The following is a 17,484-nucleotide window of genomic DNA, read 5'->3' on the forward strand; positions in this document are numbered from 1 at the left end:
TCCGCCGAACGGAGCCCCGCCATGCCCGAGAACGGCCCGCCGCCCGGCCTGGTGATCCGCCGCCAGGAACCCCGGCAGCTCGAACGCGCCCACGGACTCGACCTGAAACTCCTGCACCCCTGGGGCGAGTTGACCACCCCCTTCCACGGCGCCTGGTGCGTGCTGCGCCCCGGCGACCTCACCGACACCCACCAGCACACCGAACGCGAACTCTTCATCTGCATGAGCGGCCGCGGCGAGGTCCGCACCGCCGACGGCAGCCACCCCATCGCCGCCGGCGACCTCGTCCTGCTCCCCGCCGACACCGACCACGCCGTCGCCAACCCGCACGACACCGACTTCGCCTACTACGCCATCTGGTGGCAGGCGTGAACCCCCGCCACCCCGCCCCGCTCGACTACGACGGCCGCCGCTTCCACGCCCCCGACGGCGACCGCCGCACCGTCGCCGTCTACCACCAGCAGGGCGACCTGGTCTGGGGTGAGGTCACCGGCGGCACCATCCAGCGCGGCTGGACCGCCGGCACCCGCCAGCCCGACGGCACCCTCGCCATGGGCTACACCTTCGTCCTCACCGACGGCCAGATCGTCTGCGGCCGCACCCACAACACCCCCACCCTCACCCCCGACGGCCGCATCCGCCTGCACGAGACCTGGGAGCGCTACGGCCCCACCCCCGGCACCGGCACCTCCACCATCGAGGAGATCGCCCCGTGACCGCCGACTGGGCGCTGCTCGACAAGCACACCACCGGCCCGCTGCTGCGCCCCGGGGACGGCGCCTTCCACGAGTCCTCCGCGGCCTTCAACGAACGCTGGGCCGACCGCGCGCCCACCGCCGTGCTGCGGGCCGCCGGCCCGCCGGACGTGCTGCGGGCCATCGACTGGGCCCGCGACCACGCGGTGCCGATCGTGCCGCGCGGCGGCGGGCACTCGTACGCCGGGAACTCCGTCAACTCCGGTCTGGTGGTGGACCTGCGGGCCCTGGACGCGATCACCGTCGACCCGGCGACCGGGCGGGTCACCGTCGGCGGCGGCGTGCTGACCGGCGCGCTGTACGCCGCGCTGCGCCCGCACGGCCTCGCGCTGCCGCTCGGCAACGGCGCCGGGGTGGGGATCGCCGGGCTGGCGCTCGGCGGCGGCTCCGCCGCCACCTCCCGCCGGTTCGGACTGACCGCCGACACGCTGCGCGCCACCACCCTGGCCACCGCCGCCGGCACCGTCCTGACCTGCGACGCGGACCGCAACGAGGACCTGTACTGGGCCTGCCGGGGCGGTGGCGGCGGCAACTTCGGGATCAACCTCGATCTGACCTTCCAGGCCGTCGAGGCACCCGCCGCGTCCACCTGCCTGCTGCTCTGGGAGGCCGAGCACGCCGAGCACGTGCTGCACGCCGTCCAGGAGCTGATGCTCACCGCGCCCGAGGAGACCTCGCTGCGGCTGGGCGTCGCCACCTCCGGCGGCCGGACCCTGGTCTCCACCGTCGGCCTGCACCTGGGCCCGGCCGCCGAGCTGCGCGAGCTGCTCGCCCCGGCGTTCGCCGCCGGGCCGCCGCTGCGCGCGGAGATCGCCGACCGGGCCTTCTGGGACGCGATGGACTACCTGCGGCACGAGACCAGCGGCGGCGCGTTCGCCGTCCGCACCCACTTCGCGGCCCGCCCGCTGCCGCCCGCCGCGCTGGCCGCCGCACTGGCGCACCTGGCCGCCGCGCCGCCCGGCGGCAACGCCGACGGCTGCGGGTTCGCGCTGTTCGGCTGGGGCGGGGCGATCAACCGGGTCGACCCGGCGGCCACCGCCTTCGTCCACCGCGACGCGCAGTACCTGGTCAGCCTGGACACCTCCTGGCTGCCGGGCGAGGACCCGGCCCCGCACCTGGACTGGCTGGCCGGACTCGACCGCCTGATCGCCGCGCACGCGACCGGCGGCGCCTACCTGAACTTCACCGATCCGGACCTGCGGGGCTGGCGCGACGCCTACTACGGTGCCAACTACCCCCGGCTGGTGGCCACCAAGCAGCGCCACGACCCGGACCGGCTGTTCGCCTTCCCGCAGTCCATCGGCAGTTGAAACCGCACGCGTGAAACCGCACGTGCGGAACCGCACGCGTGAAACCGCACGTGCGGAACCGCACGTGCCCGCGCACGGAACGCCCCCGACCGACCGTCGGCCGTTCCGTCCCGCCCCGGAAGGAGACACCACCGTGTCGCCGCGAACCGCGACCCCGCGCCACTACCTGATGTGCCGGCCCGCGCACTTCACCGTCGACTACTCCATCAACCCGTGGATGGACCCGGCCAAGCCCACCGACACCGGCACCGCGCTGGCCCAGTGGGACCAGCTGCACGCGCTGTTCCGGCGCCTGGGCCACACCGTGGAGCTGATCGAGCCGCTGCCCGGCCTGCCCGACATGGTGTTCGCCGCCAACGGCGCCACCACGCTCGACGGCCGGGTGCTCGGCGCCCGCTTCCGCCACCCCGAACGGGCCGCCGAGGGCCCCGCGTACGCCGACTGGTTCCGCGAGCGCGGCTGGCGGGTCAAGGACGCCGAGCGGACCAACGAGGGCGAGGGCGACCTGCTGGTGGCCGGCGAGCGCATCCTGGCCGGCACCGGCTTCCGCACCGAGACCGCCGCGCACGCCGAGGCCCGCGAGTTCCTCGGCCGCGAGGTGGTCACCCTGCGGCTGGTCGACCCCCGCTACTACCACCTGGACACCGCGCTCGCGGTGCTCAGCGACACCGAGATCATGTACCACCCGCCGGCCTTCGACGCCGCCTCCCGGGCGGTCCTGGAGCGCCTCTACCCCGACGCGCTGCTGGCCGACGCCGACGACGCCCGGGTGTTCGGCCTGAACGCGGTCTCCGACGGCGCGCACGTCGTCCTCCCGGAGGCCGCCGTCGGCCTGGCCGAGCGGCTGCGCGAACGCGGCTTCACCCCGATCGGCGTCGACCTGACCGAACTGCTCCGGGCCGGCGGCGCGGTCAAGTGCTGCACCCTGGAGCTGCGCCGCTGACGGCACGGCGGAGGGCCCGGACCGCCGGTGCGGTCCGGGCCCTCCGTCAGCTCACCCTCACGCCAGGTCGAAGCGGTCCAGCTCCATGACCTTCGTCCAGGCGGCGGCGAAGTCCTTGACGAACTTCTCCTCGGCGTCGTCCGAGGCGTACACCTCGGCCAGCGCCCGCAGCTCCGAGTTGGAGCCGAACACCAGGTCGGCCCGGGTGCCGGTCCACTTCACCGCGCCGGAGGCGTCCCGGCCCTCGTACACCGTGTTGTCGGAGGCGACCGGGGCCCAGACGGTGCCCAGGTCCAGCAGGTTGACGAAGAAGTCGTTGGACAGCGTGCCCGGGCGCTCGGTGAGCACGCCGTGCTGCGAGCCGCCGGTGTTGGCGCCCAGCACCCGCAGGCCGCCGACCAGGACGGTCAGCTCGGGGGCGGACAGGTTCAGCAGGTTGGCGCGGTCCACCAGCAGGTACTCGGCCGGCAGCCGGGTGCCCTTGCCCTGGTAGTTGCGGAACCCGTCGGCCTGCGGCTCCAGCGCGGCGAACGACTCGACGTCGGTCTTCTCCTGGGTGGCGTCCACCCGGCCCGGGCGGAAGCCCACCTCGACCTCGACGCCGCCCTCCTTCGCGGCCCGCTCGACCGCCGCGGTGCCGCCCAGCACGATCAGGTCGGCCAGCGAGACCTGCTTGCCGCCCCGCGCGTTGAACTCCTGCTGCACGCCCTCCAGCACCCGCAGCACCTGCGCCAGCTGCTCCGGGTCGTTGACCTCCCAGCCGCGCTGCGGCTCCAGCCGGACCCGGGCGCCGTTCGCGCCGCCGCGCTTGTCGCTGCCGCGGAAGGACGCCGCCGAGGCCCACGCGGTGGACACCAGCTGGGCGGTGGTCAGGCCGGAGTCCAGCAGCTTCGCCTTGAGCGCCGCCACGTCCGCCGCGTCGATCGGCTCGCCCTGGGCGGCCGGCAGCGGGTCCTGCCAGAGCAGCTCCTCGGACGGGACCTCCGGGCCGAGGTAGCGGACGACCGGGCCCAGGTCGCGGTGGGTCAGCTTGTACCAGGCCCGGGCGAAGGCGTCCGCGAACGCCGCCGGGTCGTTCAGGAAGCGGCGGGAGATCTGCTCGTACACCGGGTCGAAGCGCAGCGCCAGGTCGGTGGTGAGCATCTGCGGGGCGTGCTTCTTCGCCGGGTCGAAGGCGTCCGGCACGGTGCCCGCGCCGGCGCCGTCCTTCGGCTTCCACTGGTGCGCGCCGGCCGGGGACTTGGTCAGCTCCCACTCGTGGCCGAACAGGATCTCGAAGAAGGAGTTGTCCCAGGCGGTGGGGGTGTTGGTCCAGGTCACCTCCAGGCCGGAGGTGATCGCGTCGGCGCCCTTGCCGGAGCCGTAGCTGCTCTTCCAGCCCAGGCCCTGCTCCTCCAGCGCCGCGCCCTCGGGGTCGTCGCCGACGTTGTCCGCCGGGCCCGCGCCGTGGGTCTTGCCGAAGGTGTGGCCGCCGGCGATCAGCGCGACGGTCTCCTCGTCGTTCATCGCCATCCGGCGGAAGGTCTCGCGGATGTCGCGGGCCGCCGCGACCGGGTCCGGGTTGCCGTTGGGGCCCTCCGGGTTGACGTAGATCAGGCCCATCTGGACGGCGCCCAGCGGCTCCTCCAGGTGGCGGTCCCCGGTGTAGCGCTCGTCACCCAGCCAGGTGGTCTCCGGGCCCCAGTACACGTCCTCGTCGGCCTCCCAGACGTCCGCCCGGCCGCCGCCGAAGCCGAAGGTCTCGAAGCCCATCGACTCCAGCGCCACGTTGCCCGACAGGATCAGCAGGTCGGCCCAGGACAGCGCCTGGCCGTACTTCTGCTTCACCGGCCAGAGCAGGCGGCGGGCCTTGTCCAGGTTGGCGTTGTCCGGCCAGGAGTTGAGCGGGGCGAAGCGCTGCTGGCCGGCGCCCGCGCCGCCGCGGCCGTCGGTGATCCGGTAGGTGCCGGCGCTGTGCCAGGCCATCCGGATGATCAGCGGGCCGTAGTGGCCGAAGTCGGCCGGCCACCAGTCCTGCGAGGTGGTCAGCACCGTCTCGATGTCGCGCTTGACGGCCGGCAGGTCGAGCGAGGCGAAGGCCGCCGGGTAGTCGAAGTCCGCGCCCAGCGGGTTCGCCACCGCCGGGTTCTTCGCCAGGATCTTCAGGTTCAGCCGGCGCGGCCACCACTGCTGGTTGCCGCCGCCCTGGGTCGGATGGGCGGCCCGGCCGTGCGCGACCGGGCAGCCGCCCGCACCCTCGGACTTGGGGTCGGTGACGATGGCGTCGTCGTTCTCGGGCATGGGATGTCCCTCCGGGTCGGGCGGATCACGTTCTGCGACGGGCACCTTGGCTGTTCGCCGGAACAGATCCTAAGATAGACGAAGTCTAAGTCAAGAACATGGTCAATCGGGTGGTGGTCCCGCTCGAATCGGGTGTCCGGCGACACCCGCTGTACAGTTCGGGCGAATGTTGAGCTGATTGGGTGAACGAGATGAGTGACCTGCTGGAACGACTGCGGGCCCGCGGCTGGCGGCTGACCTCCCAGCGCCGGGTGGTCGCCGAGGTGCTCGACGGCGACCACGTCCACCTCACCGCGGACGAGGTGCACGCCCGCGCCGCCGACCGCCTCCCCGAGATCTCCCGGGCCACCGTCTACAACACGCTCGGCGAACTGGTCACCCTCGGTGAGGTCCTCGAGGTCGCCACCGACGGCCGCGCCAAGCGCTACGACCCCAACGCCCACCAGCCCCACCAGCACCTGGTCTGCTCCGGCTGCGGCACCGTCCGCGACGTCCACCCCACCGGCGACCCGCTCGCCGCCCTCCCCACCGCCGAACGCTTCGGCTTCACCGTCGCCACCGCTGAGGTCACCTACCGCGGCCTCTGCCCCGACTGCACCTGACCCCGCCCCCGGACGCCCGCCCGGGCCCGCCCGTCCGCGGTTCGGCGGGCGCCCTCTCCGCGGGCGCCCTCTCCACGGGCGGCCTCTCCACGGGTGCCGTCCCGGCGGACGGCCGGTTCAGCGGACGCCGCGGATGCGCTGGACCAGGACCGCGCCGAGGGCGCTGAGCACCGCCGTGGTGCCGAACAGGGCCGGGTAGCCGCCCAGGTGGGTGACCAGCAGGGCGGCGATCGCCGGGCCGAGCACGTGGGGGAGCGCCGCCGCCACGTTGATCACGCCCAGGTCCTTGCCGTAGGTCTCCGGGTCCGGCAGGACCTCGGTGATCAGCGCCTGGTCGACCGAGACGTACACGCCGTAGCCGAGCCCGAACAGCGCCGCCGCGACGATCGCCACCGGCCAGGTCGGCACCGCCGCCAGCAGTCCGGCGCCCACCGCGATGACCAGGCCGGCCGCCGTCACCGGGGCCTTGCGGCGGCCGATCCGGTCCGAGACCACGCCGCCCGCGAAGGCCGCCAGCACGATGCCCACCGAGTACAGGCCGACCAGCACCAGCAGGCCCTGCTCGGCCCTGCGGCCCGGGAAGAGCGTCTCGTAGTGGATCCGGTCGCGCAGGAAGTACAGCAGGTAGAGGGTGCCGGTGGCGTTGCCGAGCTGGATCAGCAGCCGGGTCAGCCAGGCCAGCGCGAAGTCCGGGTGGCGGCGCGGGCTGATCAGGAAGGAGCGCAGCAGGGCGCGCGGCCCGATCCGGCCGCCCGCCGCCGGGCTCCGCTCCGCCGCTGCCTTGGCCGGTGCCTCGCGCAGGGAGCGCAGGAAGGGCAGCTGGGCCGCCAGCAGCAGGACGAGCAGCACCAGGTAACCGGCCGCGTCGTCCGCCAGGCCGGTCACCGCGGCGGTGCCGACCAGCACCGCCAGCGGCTGGGTCGCCCCCACCCAGGCGCTCACCACGGCCCGCTGGGAGACCGGCACCCGGGCCGGCACCACCGCGACCAGCGCGGCCTGCGCCGCGCTCAGGCCCAGCTGGACCATCACCCAGCCCGCCATCAGCCCGGCCACCGTGTGCTGCCCGGCGAGCAGCCCGAGGCCCGCCGCGCCCAGCAGGCTGCCGCCCGCCAGCCACGGCCCGCGCCGACCGAACCGCGAGGTGGTCCGGTCGGACAGCGCGCCCACCAGCGGGTTGGCGACCAGGGCGACCAGGGCGCCGACCCCGGTCACCAGGGCCAGCGAGGCTTCCTTGTGGCCGGGGGAGAACACCTCCAGCTGCCGGGCCAGCAGCACCTGGACGGGCGTGTACAGGGCGGCCCACAGGCCCAGCGAGGCGAGCGCGATGCCCGCGACGAAGCCGCGGCCCACCCGCTCCGGCGACGGCGCGGAGCCCGCCGCGGCGGGAGCGGAGCCCACCGCGGCGGACCCGGCGTCGGCTGCGGCGGGAGCGGCGGCGGGGACGTCGTCGGCGGGGACGTCGGTACGGTGTCCGGTCACAGCAGTGTCTTCGCCACGGTGTGGAACTCCGGTGTCCAGGAGGTCGGTCGGAGGGTCTCGCGGTCGATCCGCACGTGCACCCGGCGGCCCTCGGCGTGCACCGTGCCGCCGTCGGCGGACAGCACCCGGAAGCCGTACTCGGCGGTGCTGTCGGTGAGCCGGGAGATCCAGAAGTGCACGCCGACCTCGCCGATGCCGCGGATCGGGCTGCGGTAGGAGATCGCGAACTCGGCGACCGCGAGGAACACGTCCGGCCGGCTGTAGCGGCCGTCGGTGAAGGTGAAGCCCTCGCGGGCCCAGAACACCGTCAGCGCGTGCTCCAGCAGCACCGGGTAGCGGGAGTTGTGGACGAACCCCATCGCGTCGAGGTCGTCGAAGTGCACGAAGACCGGTTCGGTCCGGCCGCGCGGCGGACCGGCGCTCTCCGGGGTCCCCGGGTCCTGCTGAGTGGGCATCGCGTCTCCCTGGACGGCGGCGGAACGGCGGCGGAACGGCGGCGGCGGAACGGCGGCGGAACGGCGGTGGCGGAGCGACGGCGGCGGGGAAGGCGCCCCGGGTCAGGCCCGGACGGCCTCGACGACCGACACCGTGCCCGGCGTCGGGACGGTCCGGGTCCGGCGCAGGCCGGTGGCCGCCAGCAGGGCGTCGAACTCCGGCTCGGTGCGCTCCTTGCCGTCGAAGATGGTCATCATGGCGATGTCGTAGAGCTTGCCGGGGTGCGGGTCGTTGCCGGCCGGGACCACCGCGTCGACGATCAGCAGCCGGGCGTGCTCCGGCATCGCCGCCCGCACCGCGCGCAGGATGCGCAGGCAGTGCTCGTCGTCCCAGTCGTGCAGCACCCGCTTGAGCACGTACAGGTCGCCGCCGCCCGGGGCGGTGCTGAAGAAGTCGCCCTCGGCGGTCTCCCAGCGGCCCGCGATCGCCGGGTCGTCCAGCTCGTGCCCGGCCAGCACCGACGCCTGCTCGTACAGCACGCCGCGCAGGCCCGGATTGCGGCTCAGCACGGTGCGCAGGAAGCCGCCGGGGCCGCCGCCGACGTCCACCACGGTGCCCTCGGCCGGGAACTCGTAGCTGTCGGCGATGCCGCCCTGCTCGATCACCGACAGGTCGGCGATGCCCCGGTTGAAGGTCTCGGCGTCCTCGGGGACGGCGGCCAGGTGGTCGAAGAGCGGGGCGCCGAAGATCCCGTCGAAGGCGGTGCGGCCGTCCCGGACGGTCTGCTCCAGGCGGCCGGTGGACTCCCAGTACATCCGGTCGGTCAGCAGCAGCGCGGTGCTGCGCACCGAGTACGGGACGTCGGAGCGCAGCACGTGCGCGGCCGGGGTCAGGTGGAAGGCGCCCGCCTCGTCCTCGCGGAACAGGCCGCGGGTGGCCAGGAAGCGCAGCACCCGGTACAGCGACGGGGCGTCCGCGCCGACCGCCTTGGCCAGCTGCTCGGCGCTCTGCGGGCCGGACAGCAGCAGGTCGGGCAGGCCCAGCCGGACCGCGACCCGCAGCGCGGCCGGGTACAGGTAGCCGAGCGAGTCGCCGAGCACCTGGCGGACCGCGGCACCGATCTCCTCGGGCTGGGGGGGACGGACCTCGTTCACGGGCTCCTCCGGACTGCTCGCACGGGCGGCGGACAACCGGCCGCCGCACGTCAGACGACCGGCCGACATCGTGCCAGCAGCGTCTGACCGGGGGCTGACCGCAGGCTGACCGCACCCCCGCCACCCCGGGGGTCAGGACGCGGTCAGCCTCCGGTCAGGGTCGGTCGCGATGATGTCCGGACCATCGAACGGGGGGCCGACATGGCGGAGTCGACGCGGCGGGACGGGGCCGGGAGCCTGCTGGAGTGGCGCCGGGGCCGCACCTGGTACCGGGTGGTCGGGGGCCACCCCGGCGACCTCCCCGGTGACGGCGAGGGCGACGGCGGCGGCGGCCGGGCGCCGCTGGTGCTCTGCCACGGCGGCCCCGGCATGACCCACGACTACCTGGTGCCGCTCGCCGAGGCGCTCGCCGCCGCCGGCCGGCCCTGCGTGCTCTACGACCAGTACGGCGTCGGCCGCTCCGGGCACCGCCCCGAGGCGCCCGCCGGGTTCTGGACCCCCGAGCTGTTCGTCGAGGAACTGCACGCTCTGGCCGACGCGTTGGGCCTGTCCGGCGGCTTCCACCTGCTCGGCCACTCCTGGGGCGGCATGCTCGCCCTGGAGACCGCGCTGACCCGGCCCGCCGGCCTGCGCGCGCTGGTCCTGGCCGACACCTTCGCCTCCTCGCCCGCCTACGTCCGCGGCGTCGCCGGGCTGCTGGCCCGGCTGCCCGCCGAGCAGCGCGAGGTGCTGGCGCGGCACGAGGCGGGCGAGCCGGTCGACCCGGCCGCGTACGGGGAGGCGATGACCGCGTTCTACCGGCGGCACGTCTACCGGGCCGGGCCCGCGCCCGAGGCGCTGCGCCGCACCATGGCCGCGATGGCCGAGGACCCCACGGTGTACCGGACGATGATGGGGGAGAGCGAGTTCAGCATGACCGGCAGCCTGCGGGACTGGGACTTCACCGACCGGCTGGCCGCGGTCGACCTGCCCGCGCTGGTGGTCTCCGGCCGGTACGACCAGGTCGTCCCGGAGGCCGCCGACGCGCTCTACCGGGGCCTGCCGCGCGCCTGGCGGCTGGAGTTCGGCGCCTCCGGCCACCTGCCGCACCTGGAAGAGCCGGCCGCTTTCCGGGCCGCGGTGGAGGTGTTCCTGGCCCAGGTCGAGGGAACACCCACCCCGTGATCGACTCCGCACCCGCCCTGCCCGTCGTCGGGCTGTTCGGCGCCAACCTGGGCCCGTTCGCCGACCCGGCCACGGCCACCCGCCTCGCCCGCCGCGCCGAGCGGCTCGGCTACGAGTCGCTGTGGGCCGCCGACCACGTCGTGCTGCCGGCCCCGCGCACCCCCGAGTCGCCGCTGGAGCCCGACCAGCCGCTGCTCGAACCCCTGGTGGCGCTCACCCACCTCGCCTCCCGCACCGAGCGGATCCGGCTCGGCACCGGCTGCATCGTGCTGCCGCAGCGCAACCCGCTGGTGCTGGCCAAGCAGCTCGCCTCGCTCGACGTGGTCAGCGACGGCCGCCTGCTGTTCGGCACCGCCGTCGGCTACCTGGAGCCCGAACTGCGCGCCCTCGGCGTCCCGGTGCGCGAACGCGGCGCCCAGATGGACGAGTACCTGCGGGCCGTCCGCTCGCTCTGGGAGGACGAACACCCGTCCCAGCACGGCAAGTTCGTCGACTTCGCGGGCGTCGACGCGCACCCCCGCCCCCGGCAGCGCCCGGTGCCGCTGCTGGTCGGCGGCCACAGCCGGGCCGCGCACCGGCGGGCCGCCCGGTACGGCGACGAGTGGTTCGGCTTCCGGCTGAGCCCGGCCGCCACCGCCGAGCAGCTGCGCTCGCTGGCCGGGGCCGCCGCCGAGGTCGGCCGCCAGGGCCCGCCGCTGCGGATCACCGTCGCCCCCTCCCGGCCGCTCGACCCGGACACCGTCCGCGCCTACGCCGAACTCGGCGTGCACCGGCTGGTGGTGATCACCCCGTACAACCCGGAGACCGCGCTGCTGGAGGAGCTGGTCGAGCGCAACGCCCCGGAGCTGATCGGGGCCCGCCCGCACTGACGCGCCACCGACGACGGGGGCGGACCGGCAGCCGCCGGTCCGCCCCCCACTTTTCCGACGGTCCGTCAGTTCGCCGCGCCCACCCACCCGGTGCCGTGCTCGGCCGCGATGAACTCGGCCGCCCGCTCGCCCACCAGCAGCGCCGGGGCGTGCGTGTTGCCGGTGGTCACCGTCGGGAAGACCGAGGCGTCGGCGACCCGCAGGCCCGCCACCCCGTGCACCCGCAGCCGCGGGTCGACCACCGCGTCCGCGTCCACGCCCATCCGGCAGGTGCCGACCTGGTGGTGGTAGGTGCCGACGGTGCGCCGGACGTGCTCGCGCAGCTCCGCGCCGGAGCCCGCCGGGCCGGGGTACAGCTCGCGCGCGCCCCACTCGGTGCGCAGCGGCTCCGCGTTGCCCAGCTCGCGGCAGAGCTCGACCGCGGCGACCAGCCGGTCCACGTCCGCCGCGGTGCTCAACACGCCCGGGTCGATGAGCAGTTCGTCCTCCGGCTCGGCGCCGGTCAGCCGGATCGAGCCGCGCCCGGCCGGCCGGACCAGGCCCGCCTGGAGGGTGAAGCCGGTCGGCGGGCCGGACATGCCGGGCAGGTACATCGGGACGGGGAAGTGCAGCGGCTGGAGGTCGGGGCCGGGCAGGCCCGGGCCGCTGTGCCAGAACAGGTGCGTCTGGGCCGGGCCCAGCCCCTCGGAGGGGCGGCCCGGGTCGCGCTCGGTGGAGAACAGCACTGGCACCAGCAGGTGGTCGTGCAGGTTCCGGCCGACCCCGGGCAGGGCCGCCGCCACCTCCACCCCGACCGCCTTCAGCTCGGCCGGGTCGCCGATGCCGGAGAGCATCAGCAGCCGGGGCGACTCGATCGCGCCCGCGCTGACCACCACCTCGGCGTCCGCGGTGGCCGACTCCAACCGGCCCTCGCGCACCCACTCCACGCCGGTGCAGCGCCCGTCCCGGAGCAGCAGCCGCCGGGCCCGAGCCCCCGTCAGCACCTCGGGACCGGCCACCCCCGGGCGGCGCAGGTACGCGGCGGCGGCGCTGAACCGGCGGCCCTGCGCGATGGTGAACTGGATCTGCGAAATGCCGTGCGGGCGGCCGTCGTTGTAGTTCTCCTGCCGCTCGACGCCGATGCTCCCGGCGGCCTCCAGGAAGGCCAGGTGCACCGGGTCGGGCCGGTAGTCGGTGAGCACCGGCACCGGGCCGCCCGCGCCGCGCAGCCCGTCCCCGCCGGTGTCGTAGTCCTCGATCCGGCGGAACACCGGCAGCACGTCCGCCCAGGACCAGCCGGCGTTGCCGAGGTACGCCCAGTGGTCGTAGTCGAGCGCCGCGCCGCGGGCCCAGATCATGGCGTTGAGCGAGCTCGACCCGCCCAGCACCCGGCCGCGCGGCCAGTGCAGCTGCCGGTCGGCCGCCCCCGGCTGGGCGGCGGTGCGGTACGCCCAGTCCTCCGGGCCGAACCACAGCTCGCCGAAGCGCCGCGGGTCGTGGATCGCCGGGTTGGTGTCGGCGCCGCCCGCCTCCAGCAGCAGGACCCGGGCGCCCGCCTCGGCGCAGCGGGCGGCGACCGCGCAGCCGGCCGAGCCGGCGCCGACCACGATGACGTCGTACCTGTTGTCGGTCCTGTCGTTGACCAAGGTCTCGCTCACGGTCCCATTTCCGTTGTGTGTGAGGGGCGGTCGGGCCCGGTCGGCAGGGCGGTCGGTCGGGCCCGGTCGGAGGGGCGGTCAGGCCCGGCCGACCACCAGGACCGCGTTCTGGCCGCCGAACCCGAAGGAGTTGCTCACCGCCAGGCCGACCTGCTGCGGACGCGGCGCCCCGGCCACCAGGTCCAGCTTGATCTCCGGGTCGGGCTGCTCCAGGTTCGCCGTCGGCGGCACTGTCGCGTGCTCCACGGTGAGCACCGTCAGCGCGGCCTCCACCGCGCCGGCCGCGCCCAGCGAGTGGCCCAGCACGCCCTTGACCGAGGTGACGGACGCGCCGGTGCCGATCACCCGCTCCAGCAGCCGGGCCTCGGCGACGTCGTTCAGCGGCGTCGAGGTGCCGTGCGCGTTGACGTGGTCGACCTCGTCCGGCGCGGCGCCCGCGTCGGCGAGCGCCGAGGTCAGCGCCCGGCCCTGGCCGACGCCCTCCGGGTCGGGGGCGGTCATGTGGTGGGCGTCCGCCGAGCCGCCGAAGCCCAGCAGCCGGGCCCGGACCCGGGCGCCGCGGGCGCGGGCGTCCGCCTCCCGCTCCAGCACCAGGATGCCGCTGCCCTCGCCGATCACGAAGCCGTCCCGGTCCTGGCTGAACGGACGCGAGGCGGCCGCCGGGTCGTCGGTGCGGCGGGACAGCGCGCCCATCTGGGCGAAGCCGGTGACGATCAGCGGGGAGATCCCGGCCTCGCTGCCGCCGGCGATCACCACGTCGCAACTGCCGTCGCGCAGCAGGCCCATGGCGATGCCGACGGCGGTCGAGCCGGAGGCGCAGGCGGTCGCGGTCACCAGGTTGGGGCCGGTCGCGCCGAACTCCATCGCCAGGTGGCCGGCCACCATGTTCGGCACCAGCATCGGGATCAGCAGCGCGGAGACCGTGGTCGGCCCGTCCTCGAGCATCCGGCGGTGCTGCTTCTCCCAGGTGGAGACGCCGCCGAGCCCGCAGCCGATCACCACGCCGACCCGGGCGGCGTCCCAGCTCCCGGTGTCCAGCCCGCTGTCCAGGACCGCCTCGCGGGCGGCCGTGACGGCGAGCTGGGTGAACCGGTCGTGCATCAGCGAGCTGCGCCGCCCCACGTGCTTGGCCGGTTCGAAGCCCGGCACGGCGCACGAGATGTCCACGGGCAGCCCGGCCAGCGCGGGGTCGCGCCGGGCGGCGGAGACCCCCGCCAGCACGCCCTGCCAGCTCGCCGCGGCACCGATCCCGGCCGGAGTGACCAGGCCGAGACCGGTGACCGCGACCGGGGTGCCGGTCATGACGCCTTCGCGGCGGCGACCTGCTCCTCGATCGCCTCGGCGGCCCGGCCGATGGTGTCCCGGGGGGTGGCGACGTCGTCGGAGATCTGCACCCCGACCTCCTTCTGCACCACCAGCAGCAGCTCGACCAGGAACAGCGAGTCCATCTCCAGGTCCTCGAAGGTGACGTCGGGCCGGATCTCCGAGCGCTCCACCTGGAACTGGTCGACCATCAGGTCGGCGAGGGTGTCGTACATCGTGGCCATGGTGGCTCCTTCGTCGTCGCGGGATGCGGAACGTGCGGGTGGAGAACGGGAACTGACCGGGCGTCAGGACACGAAGCGGTCCGGTCCGGGCCAGGTGAGGGTGGCGGAGCCCCAGGTGAGGCCGCCGCCGAAGGCGGTCAGCAGGACGCGGTCGCCGGGCTTGAGCAGGCCGGCGCCGCGGGCGTCGTCCAGGGCGAGCGGGATCGAGGCCGCCGAGGTGTTGCCGACCTCGGCGATGTTGCCGACCGAGCGCTCGCGCGGCACCCCGAGGTCGTCGGCGAGCCGGTCCAGGATGCGCCGGTTGGCCTGGTGGCCGACCATCCAGTCCAGGCCGGACAGCTCCCAGCCGGCCCGGTCCAGCACGGTGCGCGAGGAGCGCGACATCCGCTCCACCGCGTGCCGGAAGACCGCCTTGCCGTCCATCGTGAAGTACGCCCGCCCCGGCTCCGGGGCGGCCGTGGACAGGTGCTGCTCGGAGCCGCCGCCGCGGACGGTGATCAGGTCGTACCCGTCCCCGTCGCTGCCCAGGTCGAACGCGCCCAGCGCGCCCGGCTCGTCCGGGTGGCCGGCCCGCAGCACCACCGCGCCCGCGCCGTCGCCGAAGATCACCGAGGTGGTCCGGTCGGCCGGGTCGAGGATGCTGGAGAAGGTGTCCGCGCCGATCACCAGGACCCGCTCGGCGATGCCCGCGGCGATCAGGCCGCTCGCCGAGGCCAGCGCGTACACGAAGCCGGTGCAGACCGCCGCCACGTCGTACGCGGCGACCGGGCCCAGGCCCAGCCGGGCCGCCACCAGCGGGGCGGTGGCCGGGCAGCTGCGGTCCGGGGTGGTGGTGGCGACCACCACCGCGTCCACCCCCGGCCGGTCCTCGGGGGCGCAGCTGGCCAGCGCCCGCCGGCCCGCGCCGACCGCCAGGTCGGAGGTCGCGGTGTCCGGGTCGGCCCAGTGGCGGCCGCCGATGCCGGTGCGCGAGCGGATCCACTCGTCGGAGGTGTCCAGCACCCCGGCGAGCTCGTCGTTGCCGACCCGGCGCGCGGGCAGGCAACTGCCGATCCCGCAGAGCACGGCCGCCGGTGTCGCCGGGGTCACCGGGGGCCGCCGGGCGGGCGGGGGCGGTTCGAGGTCATGGCAGTACGCTCCTTTGGCGGAAGTCGCGGAAGTCGCGGAAGTCGCGGAAGTCGCGGCGGCACCGGGCGGTTCGGGGCACCGCGCGGGCGCCGGCGGGCACCGGTGGCCGGTGGAGCAGGTCGGTCCGGTGCGGCTGGTCGGATCGGTGGAGCGGGTCAGGTCGGTGCAGCCGGTCGGGCCGGCGCCGGCCGGTCGGGCCGGTGGAGCGGGTCAGCCCGCCGCGGCCACCGGGACGCGGAAGCCGGCCGGGCCGAGCAGCGCCGGGTCCTGGGAGAGGATCTCGGCGTAGCGGCGCTGCATGGCGTCGCCCGGCCGCAGGCCGAAGTCCTCGTCCAGCCGCAGCCGGGTGCGGTGGTAGGCGGTCAGTGCCTCGCTCTGCCGGCCGGAGCGGTACAGCGCCACCATGAGCAGTTCGCAGAACCGCTCGTGGGCGGGCCGGGCCGCGGTCAGTCGGCGCAGTTCGGCGACCGCCTGCCGGACGTCGCCGACCGCGAGCAGCGCCTCGGCCAGGTCCTCCTGGGCGGTCAGCCGCCGCTCCTCGAAGAGCGTCGCCGCCGAGCGGCAGCGCAGGCCGTCGCCGACGTCCACCAGGGCCGGGCCGCGCCACAGGTGGAGGCCGGAGCGGAGCAGCCCGAGGGCCCGGCCGGGCTCCGCGGCGAGCGCCGCCGAGCCCTGCGCGGTGAGCGCGAGGAAGCGGTTGGCGTCCACGCAGTCGCGGTCCAGGTCGAGCAGGTAGCCGTGCGGGACGGAGCGCAGCGCCGTCCCGCCGGTGCGCTCGCGGGCCGGGCCCTCCAGCACCCGGCGCAGCCGGGTGGCGGCGGCCTGGAGCGCGTTCGGGACACCGGCCGGGGGCCGGCCGGACCAGAGTTCCTCGGCCAGTTCCTGCTGCGGGACCACCCGGCCGATATTCAGGGCCAGGACGGCCAGGAGTGTGCGGACCCGGTTCGCGGGAATTGTTCGTTCAATGCCGCCGGTGGTGACGGACACGGCACCGAGGAGATTGATCTGCACGGTTCCCCCGAATCGCAAATCGAACGGACCGGAAGGATGCTCGCCCGGGATTCGACGCGGTGTCAAGCCCGGTCCTCCCGAGGCAGGGTGGAACCCAGGGTCGTCCCAGGGGTCCCCAGGGTTTTCCCCCGGTGTGTTCGAACGGAGCCCGATGCAAGACTCGAGCGGCCAGATGGCCTGGTCCGCCCGTGGGTGACCGGACACGGAAGCCGAGGGCGGGAACGAGATCGGGGAGACCGATGACAGGCGGATCCGCCTCCGGCGCCGAGCGCCCGGTGCCGCGCATCGACCACGTGATGGTCCTGGTCGGCGAGGACGTGCTGACGGCCGTCGATTCGAACAGCTTCGTCGAGGGCCGGTTCGGCCGGGTCAAGCGCAAGGTGGCCGACAGCTCGGTCGCCGGCTCCTACTCCACGCTCGGCGTGGCCGGCCGCAACACCCTGGTCGAACTCTTCGGCAGCCCGATGCCCAGCGCCTCGCCGCTCACCGGCGGTCTGGTCTTCTCCTTCGAGGAGCCCGGCTCCTCGCCGGTCGCGCACCGGCTGCTGGACGAGGCCGGCCTGCGCCACCAGCACCAACTGGTCACCCGGGCCGACCCCGGCAGCGGCGAGCAGCAGCCCTGGTACCACCTGATCAACGCCGACCTGGGCGAGGGCAGCCGGATCCTGCTGTTCCTCAACGAGGTCACCCCCGAGTACTTCGAGAGCCTCGGGGCGGTGCCCCGGCCCGACGGCGCCATGCGCCGCGCCGACTACCTGGACGCCTCGCTCGGCACCGCCGAGGACGGCCGGCTGCTGCGCGACCTGACCGGCGTGACCCTGGAGACCGGCCCCGAGCGGGCCGAGCGGCTGGCCGCGGTGCTGGGCGCGCTGGGCTTCGAACGGACCGCCGCCGCGGACGGCGCGATCCGGCTCTCCGGCGAGGACTTCGAGCTGGTCCTGAATGCCGGCGAAGGCACCACCGACCGGATTGCGGAAATCCGGTTGTCCGTGGCCGAAACGGCCCCGGGCGAACTCCCGGAATCCGTCGACTTCGACGGGAAGTCCCGGATCCTGTTCGAACCGCGGGGCGCGGCCCGGTGGATTTTCGACCCGGCGTCCTGAATATCCCGGCGGCGGCCCGGCAAACGATGCTCCGCCTTCCCTTCGCCGCGCTGCGGTGAAGTCCCGA

The 17,484-nt window shown here is 75.1% G+C and carries 17 protein-coding genes; 8 read left to right on the top strand and 9 right to left on the bottom strand.

Annotated elements, in window-relative coordinates:
• Positions 1-21: 21 nt before the first annotated feature.
• The 4 genes from ACIP60_RS27695 to ddaH all read left to right on the top strand — a co-directional run bounded on the left by ACIP60_RS27695 (position 22) and on the right by ddaH (position 3,008).
• Entirely contained in the window at positions 22-372 is a 351-nt protein-coding gene (locus ACIP60_RS27695; protein WP_100835555.1) for a cupin domain-containing protein, read from the top strand.
• Positions 369-716, top strand: a complete 348-nt coding sequence (locus ACIP60_RS27700) for a hypothetical protein (protein WP_100835554.1) — start codon at positions 369-371, stop codon at positions 714-716. The genes ACIP60_RS27695 and ACIP60_RS27700 overlap by 4 nt, the downstream gene beginning before the upstream one ends.
• Positions 713-2,065: an FAD-binding oxidoreductase gene (locus ACIP60_RS27705; protein ID WP_400689036.1), complete on the top strand. Its 1,353-nt coding sequence runs from the start codon at positions 713-715 to the stop codon at positions 2,063-2,065. The genes ACIP60_RS27700 and ACIP60_RS27705 overlap by 4 nt, the downstream gene beginning before the upstream one ends.
• A gap of 133 nt (positions 2,066-2,198) precedes the next feature.
• Positions 2,199-3,008: a dimethylargininase gene (ddaH, locus tag ACIP60_RS27710; RefSeq protein ID WP_400689038.1), complete on the top strand. Its 810-nt coding sequence runs from the start codon at positions 2,199-2,201 to the stop codon at positions 3,006-3,008.
• Positions 3,009-3,065: 57 nt separating this feature from the next.
• Here the strand turns inward: ddaH and katG are convergent, their stop codons facing one another.
• Entirely contained in the window at positions 3,066-5,288 is a 2,223-nt protein-coding gene (katG, locus tag ACIP60_RS27715; RefSeq protein ID WP_400689040.1) for a catalase/peroxidase HPI, read from the bottom strand.
• A 191-nt stretch (positions 5,289-5,479) separates the two neighbouring features.
• Here katG and ACIP60_RS27720 point away from each other — a divergent pair, with 191 nt between their 5' ends.
• Positions 5,480-5,890, top strand: coding sequence for a Fur family transcriptional regulator (locus ACIP60_RS27720; protein ID WP_400689278.1), 411 nt, complete (start codon positions 5,480-5,482; stop codon positions 5,888-5,890).
• 117 nt (positions 5,891-6,007) lie between these two features.
• On the opposite strand, the gene ACIP60_RS27725 is transcribed toward ACIP60_RS27720, so the two are convergent.
• The 3 genes from ACIP60_RS27725 to ACIP60_RS27735 all read right to left on the bottom strand — a co-directional run bounded on the left by ACIP60_RS27725 (position 6,008) and on the right by ACIP60_RS27735 (position 8,958).
• Entirely contained in the window at positions 6,008-7,369 is a 1,362-nt protein-coding gene (locus ACIP60_RS27725) for an MFS transporter (RefSeq protein ID WP_400689043.1), read from the bottom strand.
• Positions 7,366-7,824, bottom strand: a complete 459-nt coding sequence (locus tag ACIP60_RS27730) for an acyl-CoA thioesterase (RefSeq protein WP_400689046.1) — start codon at positions 7,822-7,824, stop codon at positions 7,366-7,368. The genes ACIP60_RS27725 and ACIP60_RS27730 overlap by 4 nt, the downstream gene beginning before the upstream one ends.
• A gap of 102 nt (positions 7,825-7,926) precedes the next feature.
• Positions 7,927-8,958 (bottom strand): methyltransferase, encoded by a 1,032-nt coding sequence (locus ACIP60_RS27735; protein WP_400689049.1) that lies wholly within the window; start codon positions 8,956-8,958, stop codon positions 7,927-7,929.
• Positions 8,959-9,159: 201 nt separating this feature from the next.
• Here ACIP60_RS27735 and ACIP60_RS27740 point away from each other — a divergent pair, with 201 nt between their 5' ends.
• Together ACIP60_RS27740 and ACIP60_RS27745 are read left to right on the top strand one after the other, a co-directional pair.
• On the top strand, positions 9,160-10,122 hold the full coding sequence (locus ACIP60_RS27740; RefSeq protein ID WP_400689052.1) for a proline iminopeptidase-family hydrolase: 963 nt from the start codon (positions 9,160-9,162) through the stop codon (positions 10,120-10,122).
• Positions 10,119-10,991 carry an LLM class F420-dependent oxidoreductase gene (locus tag ACIP60_RS27745; RefSeq protein ID WP_400689055.1) on the top strand — a complete coding sequence of 291 codons (873 nt, stop codon included), beginning with the start codon at positions 10,119-10,121 and terminating at the stop codon, positions 10,989-10,991. The genes ACIP60_RS27740 and ACIP60_RS27745 overlap by 4 nt, the downstream gene beginning before the upstream one ends.
• Before the next feature lie 65 nt (positions 10,992-11,056).
• On the opposite strand, the gene ACIP60_RS27750 is transcribed toward ACIP60_RS27745, so the two are convergent.
• The 5 genes from ACIP60_RS27750 to ACIP60_RS27770 all read right to left on the bottom strand — a co-directional run bounded on the left by ACIP60_RS27750 (position 11,057) and on the right by ACIP60_RS27770 (position 16,290).
• Positions 11,057-12,628, bottom strand: a complete 1,572-nt coding sequence (locus ACIP60_RS27750; protein WP_400689058.1) for a GMC family oxidoreductase — start codon at positions 12,626-12,628, stop codon at positions 11,057-11,059.
• 78 nt (positions 12,629-12,706) lie between these two features.
• Entirely contained in the window at positions 12,707-13,930 is a 1,224-nt protein-coding gene (locus ACIP60_RS27755) for a beta-ketoacyl-[acyl-carrier-protein] synthase family protein (RefSeq protein ID WP_400689061.1), read from the bottom strand.
• A complete protein-coding gene (locus ACIP60_RS27760; protein ID WP_100835545.1) occupies positions 13,927-14,175 on the bottom strand; it encodes an acyl carrier protein in 249 nt (82 codons plus the stop codon). The genes ACIP60_RS27755 and ACIP60_RS27760 overlap by 4 nt, the downstream gene beginning before the upstream one ends.
• 63 nt (positions 14,176-14,238) lie before the next feature.
• Positions 14,239-15,240, bottom strand: coding sequence for a beta-ketoacyl-ACP synthase III (locus ACIP60_RS27765; RefSeq protein WP_400689065.1), 1,002 nt, complete (start codon positions 15,238-15,240; stop codon positions 14,239-14,241).
• A 273-nt stretch (positions 15,241-15,513) separates the two neighbouring features.
• Positions 15,514-16,290 carry a BTAD domain-containing putative transcriptional regulator gene (locus ACIP60_RS27770; protein WP_400689068.1) on the bottom strand — a complete coding sequence of 259 codons (777 nt, stop codon included), beginning with the start codon at positions 16,288-16,290 and terminating at the stop codon, positions 15,514-15,516.
• A 263-nt stretch (positions 16,291-16,553) separates the two neighbouring features.
• On the opposite strand from ACIP60_RS27770, the gene ACIP60_RS27775 reads away from it, so the two are divergent.
• Positions 16,554-17,417 carry a DUF5829 family protein gene (locus tag ACIP60_RS27775; protein WP_400689070.1) on the top strand — a complete coding sequence of 288 codons (864 nt, stop codon included), beginning with the start codon at positions 16,554-16,556 and terminating at the stop codon, positions 17,415-17,417.
• Positions 17,418-17,484: the final 67 nt, after the last annotated feature.

This window comes from Kitasatospora sp. NPDC088783 (assembly GCF_044750705.1).
Classification (GTDB): Bacteria; Actinomycetota; Actinomycetes; order Streptomycetales; family Streptomycetaceae; genus Kitasatospora; species Kitasatospora fiedleri.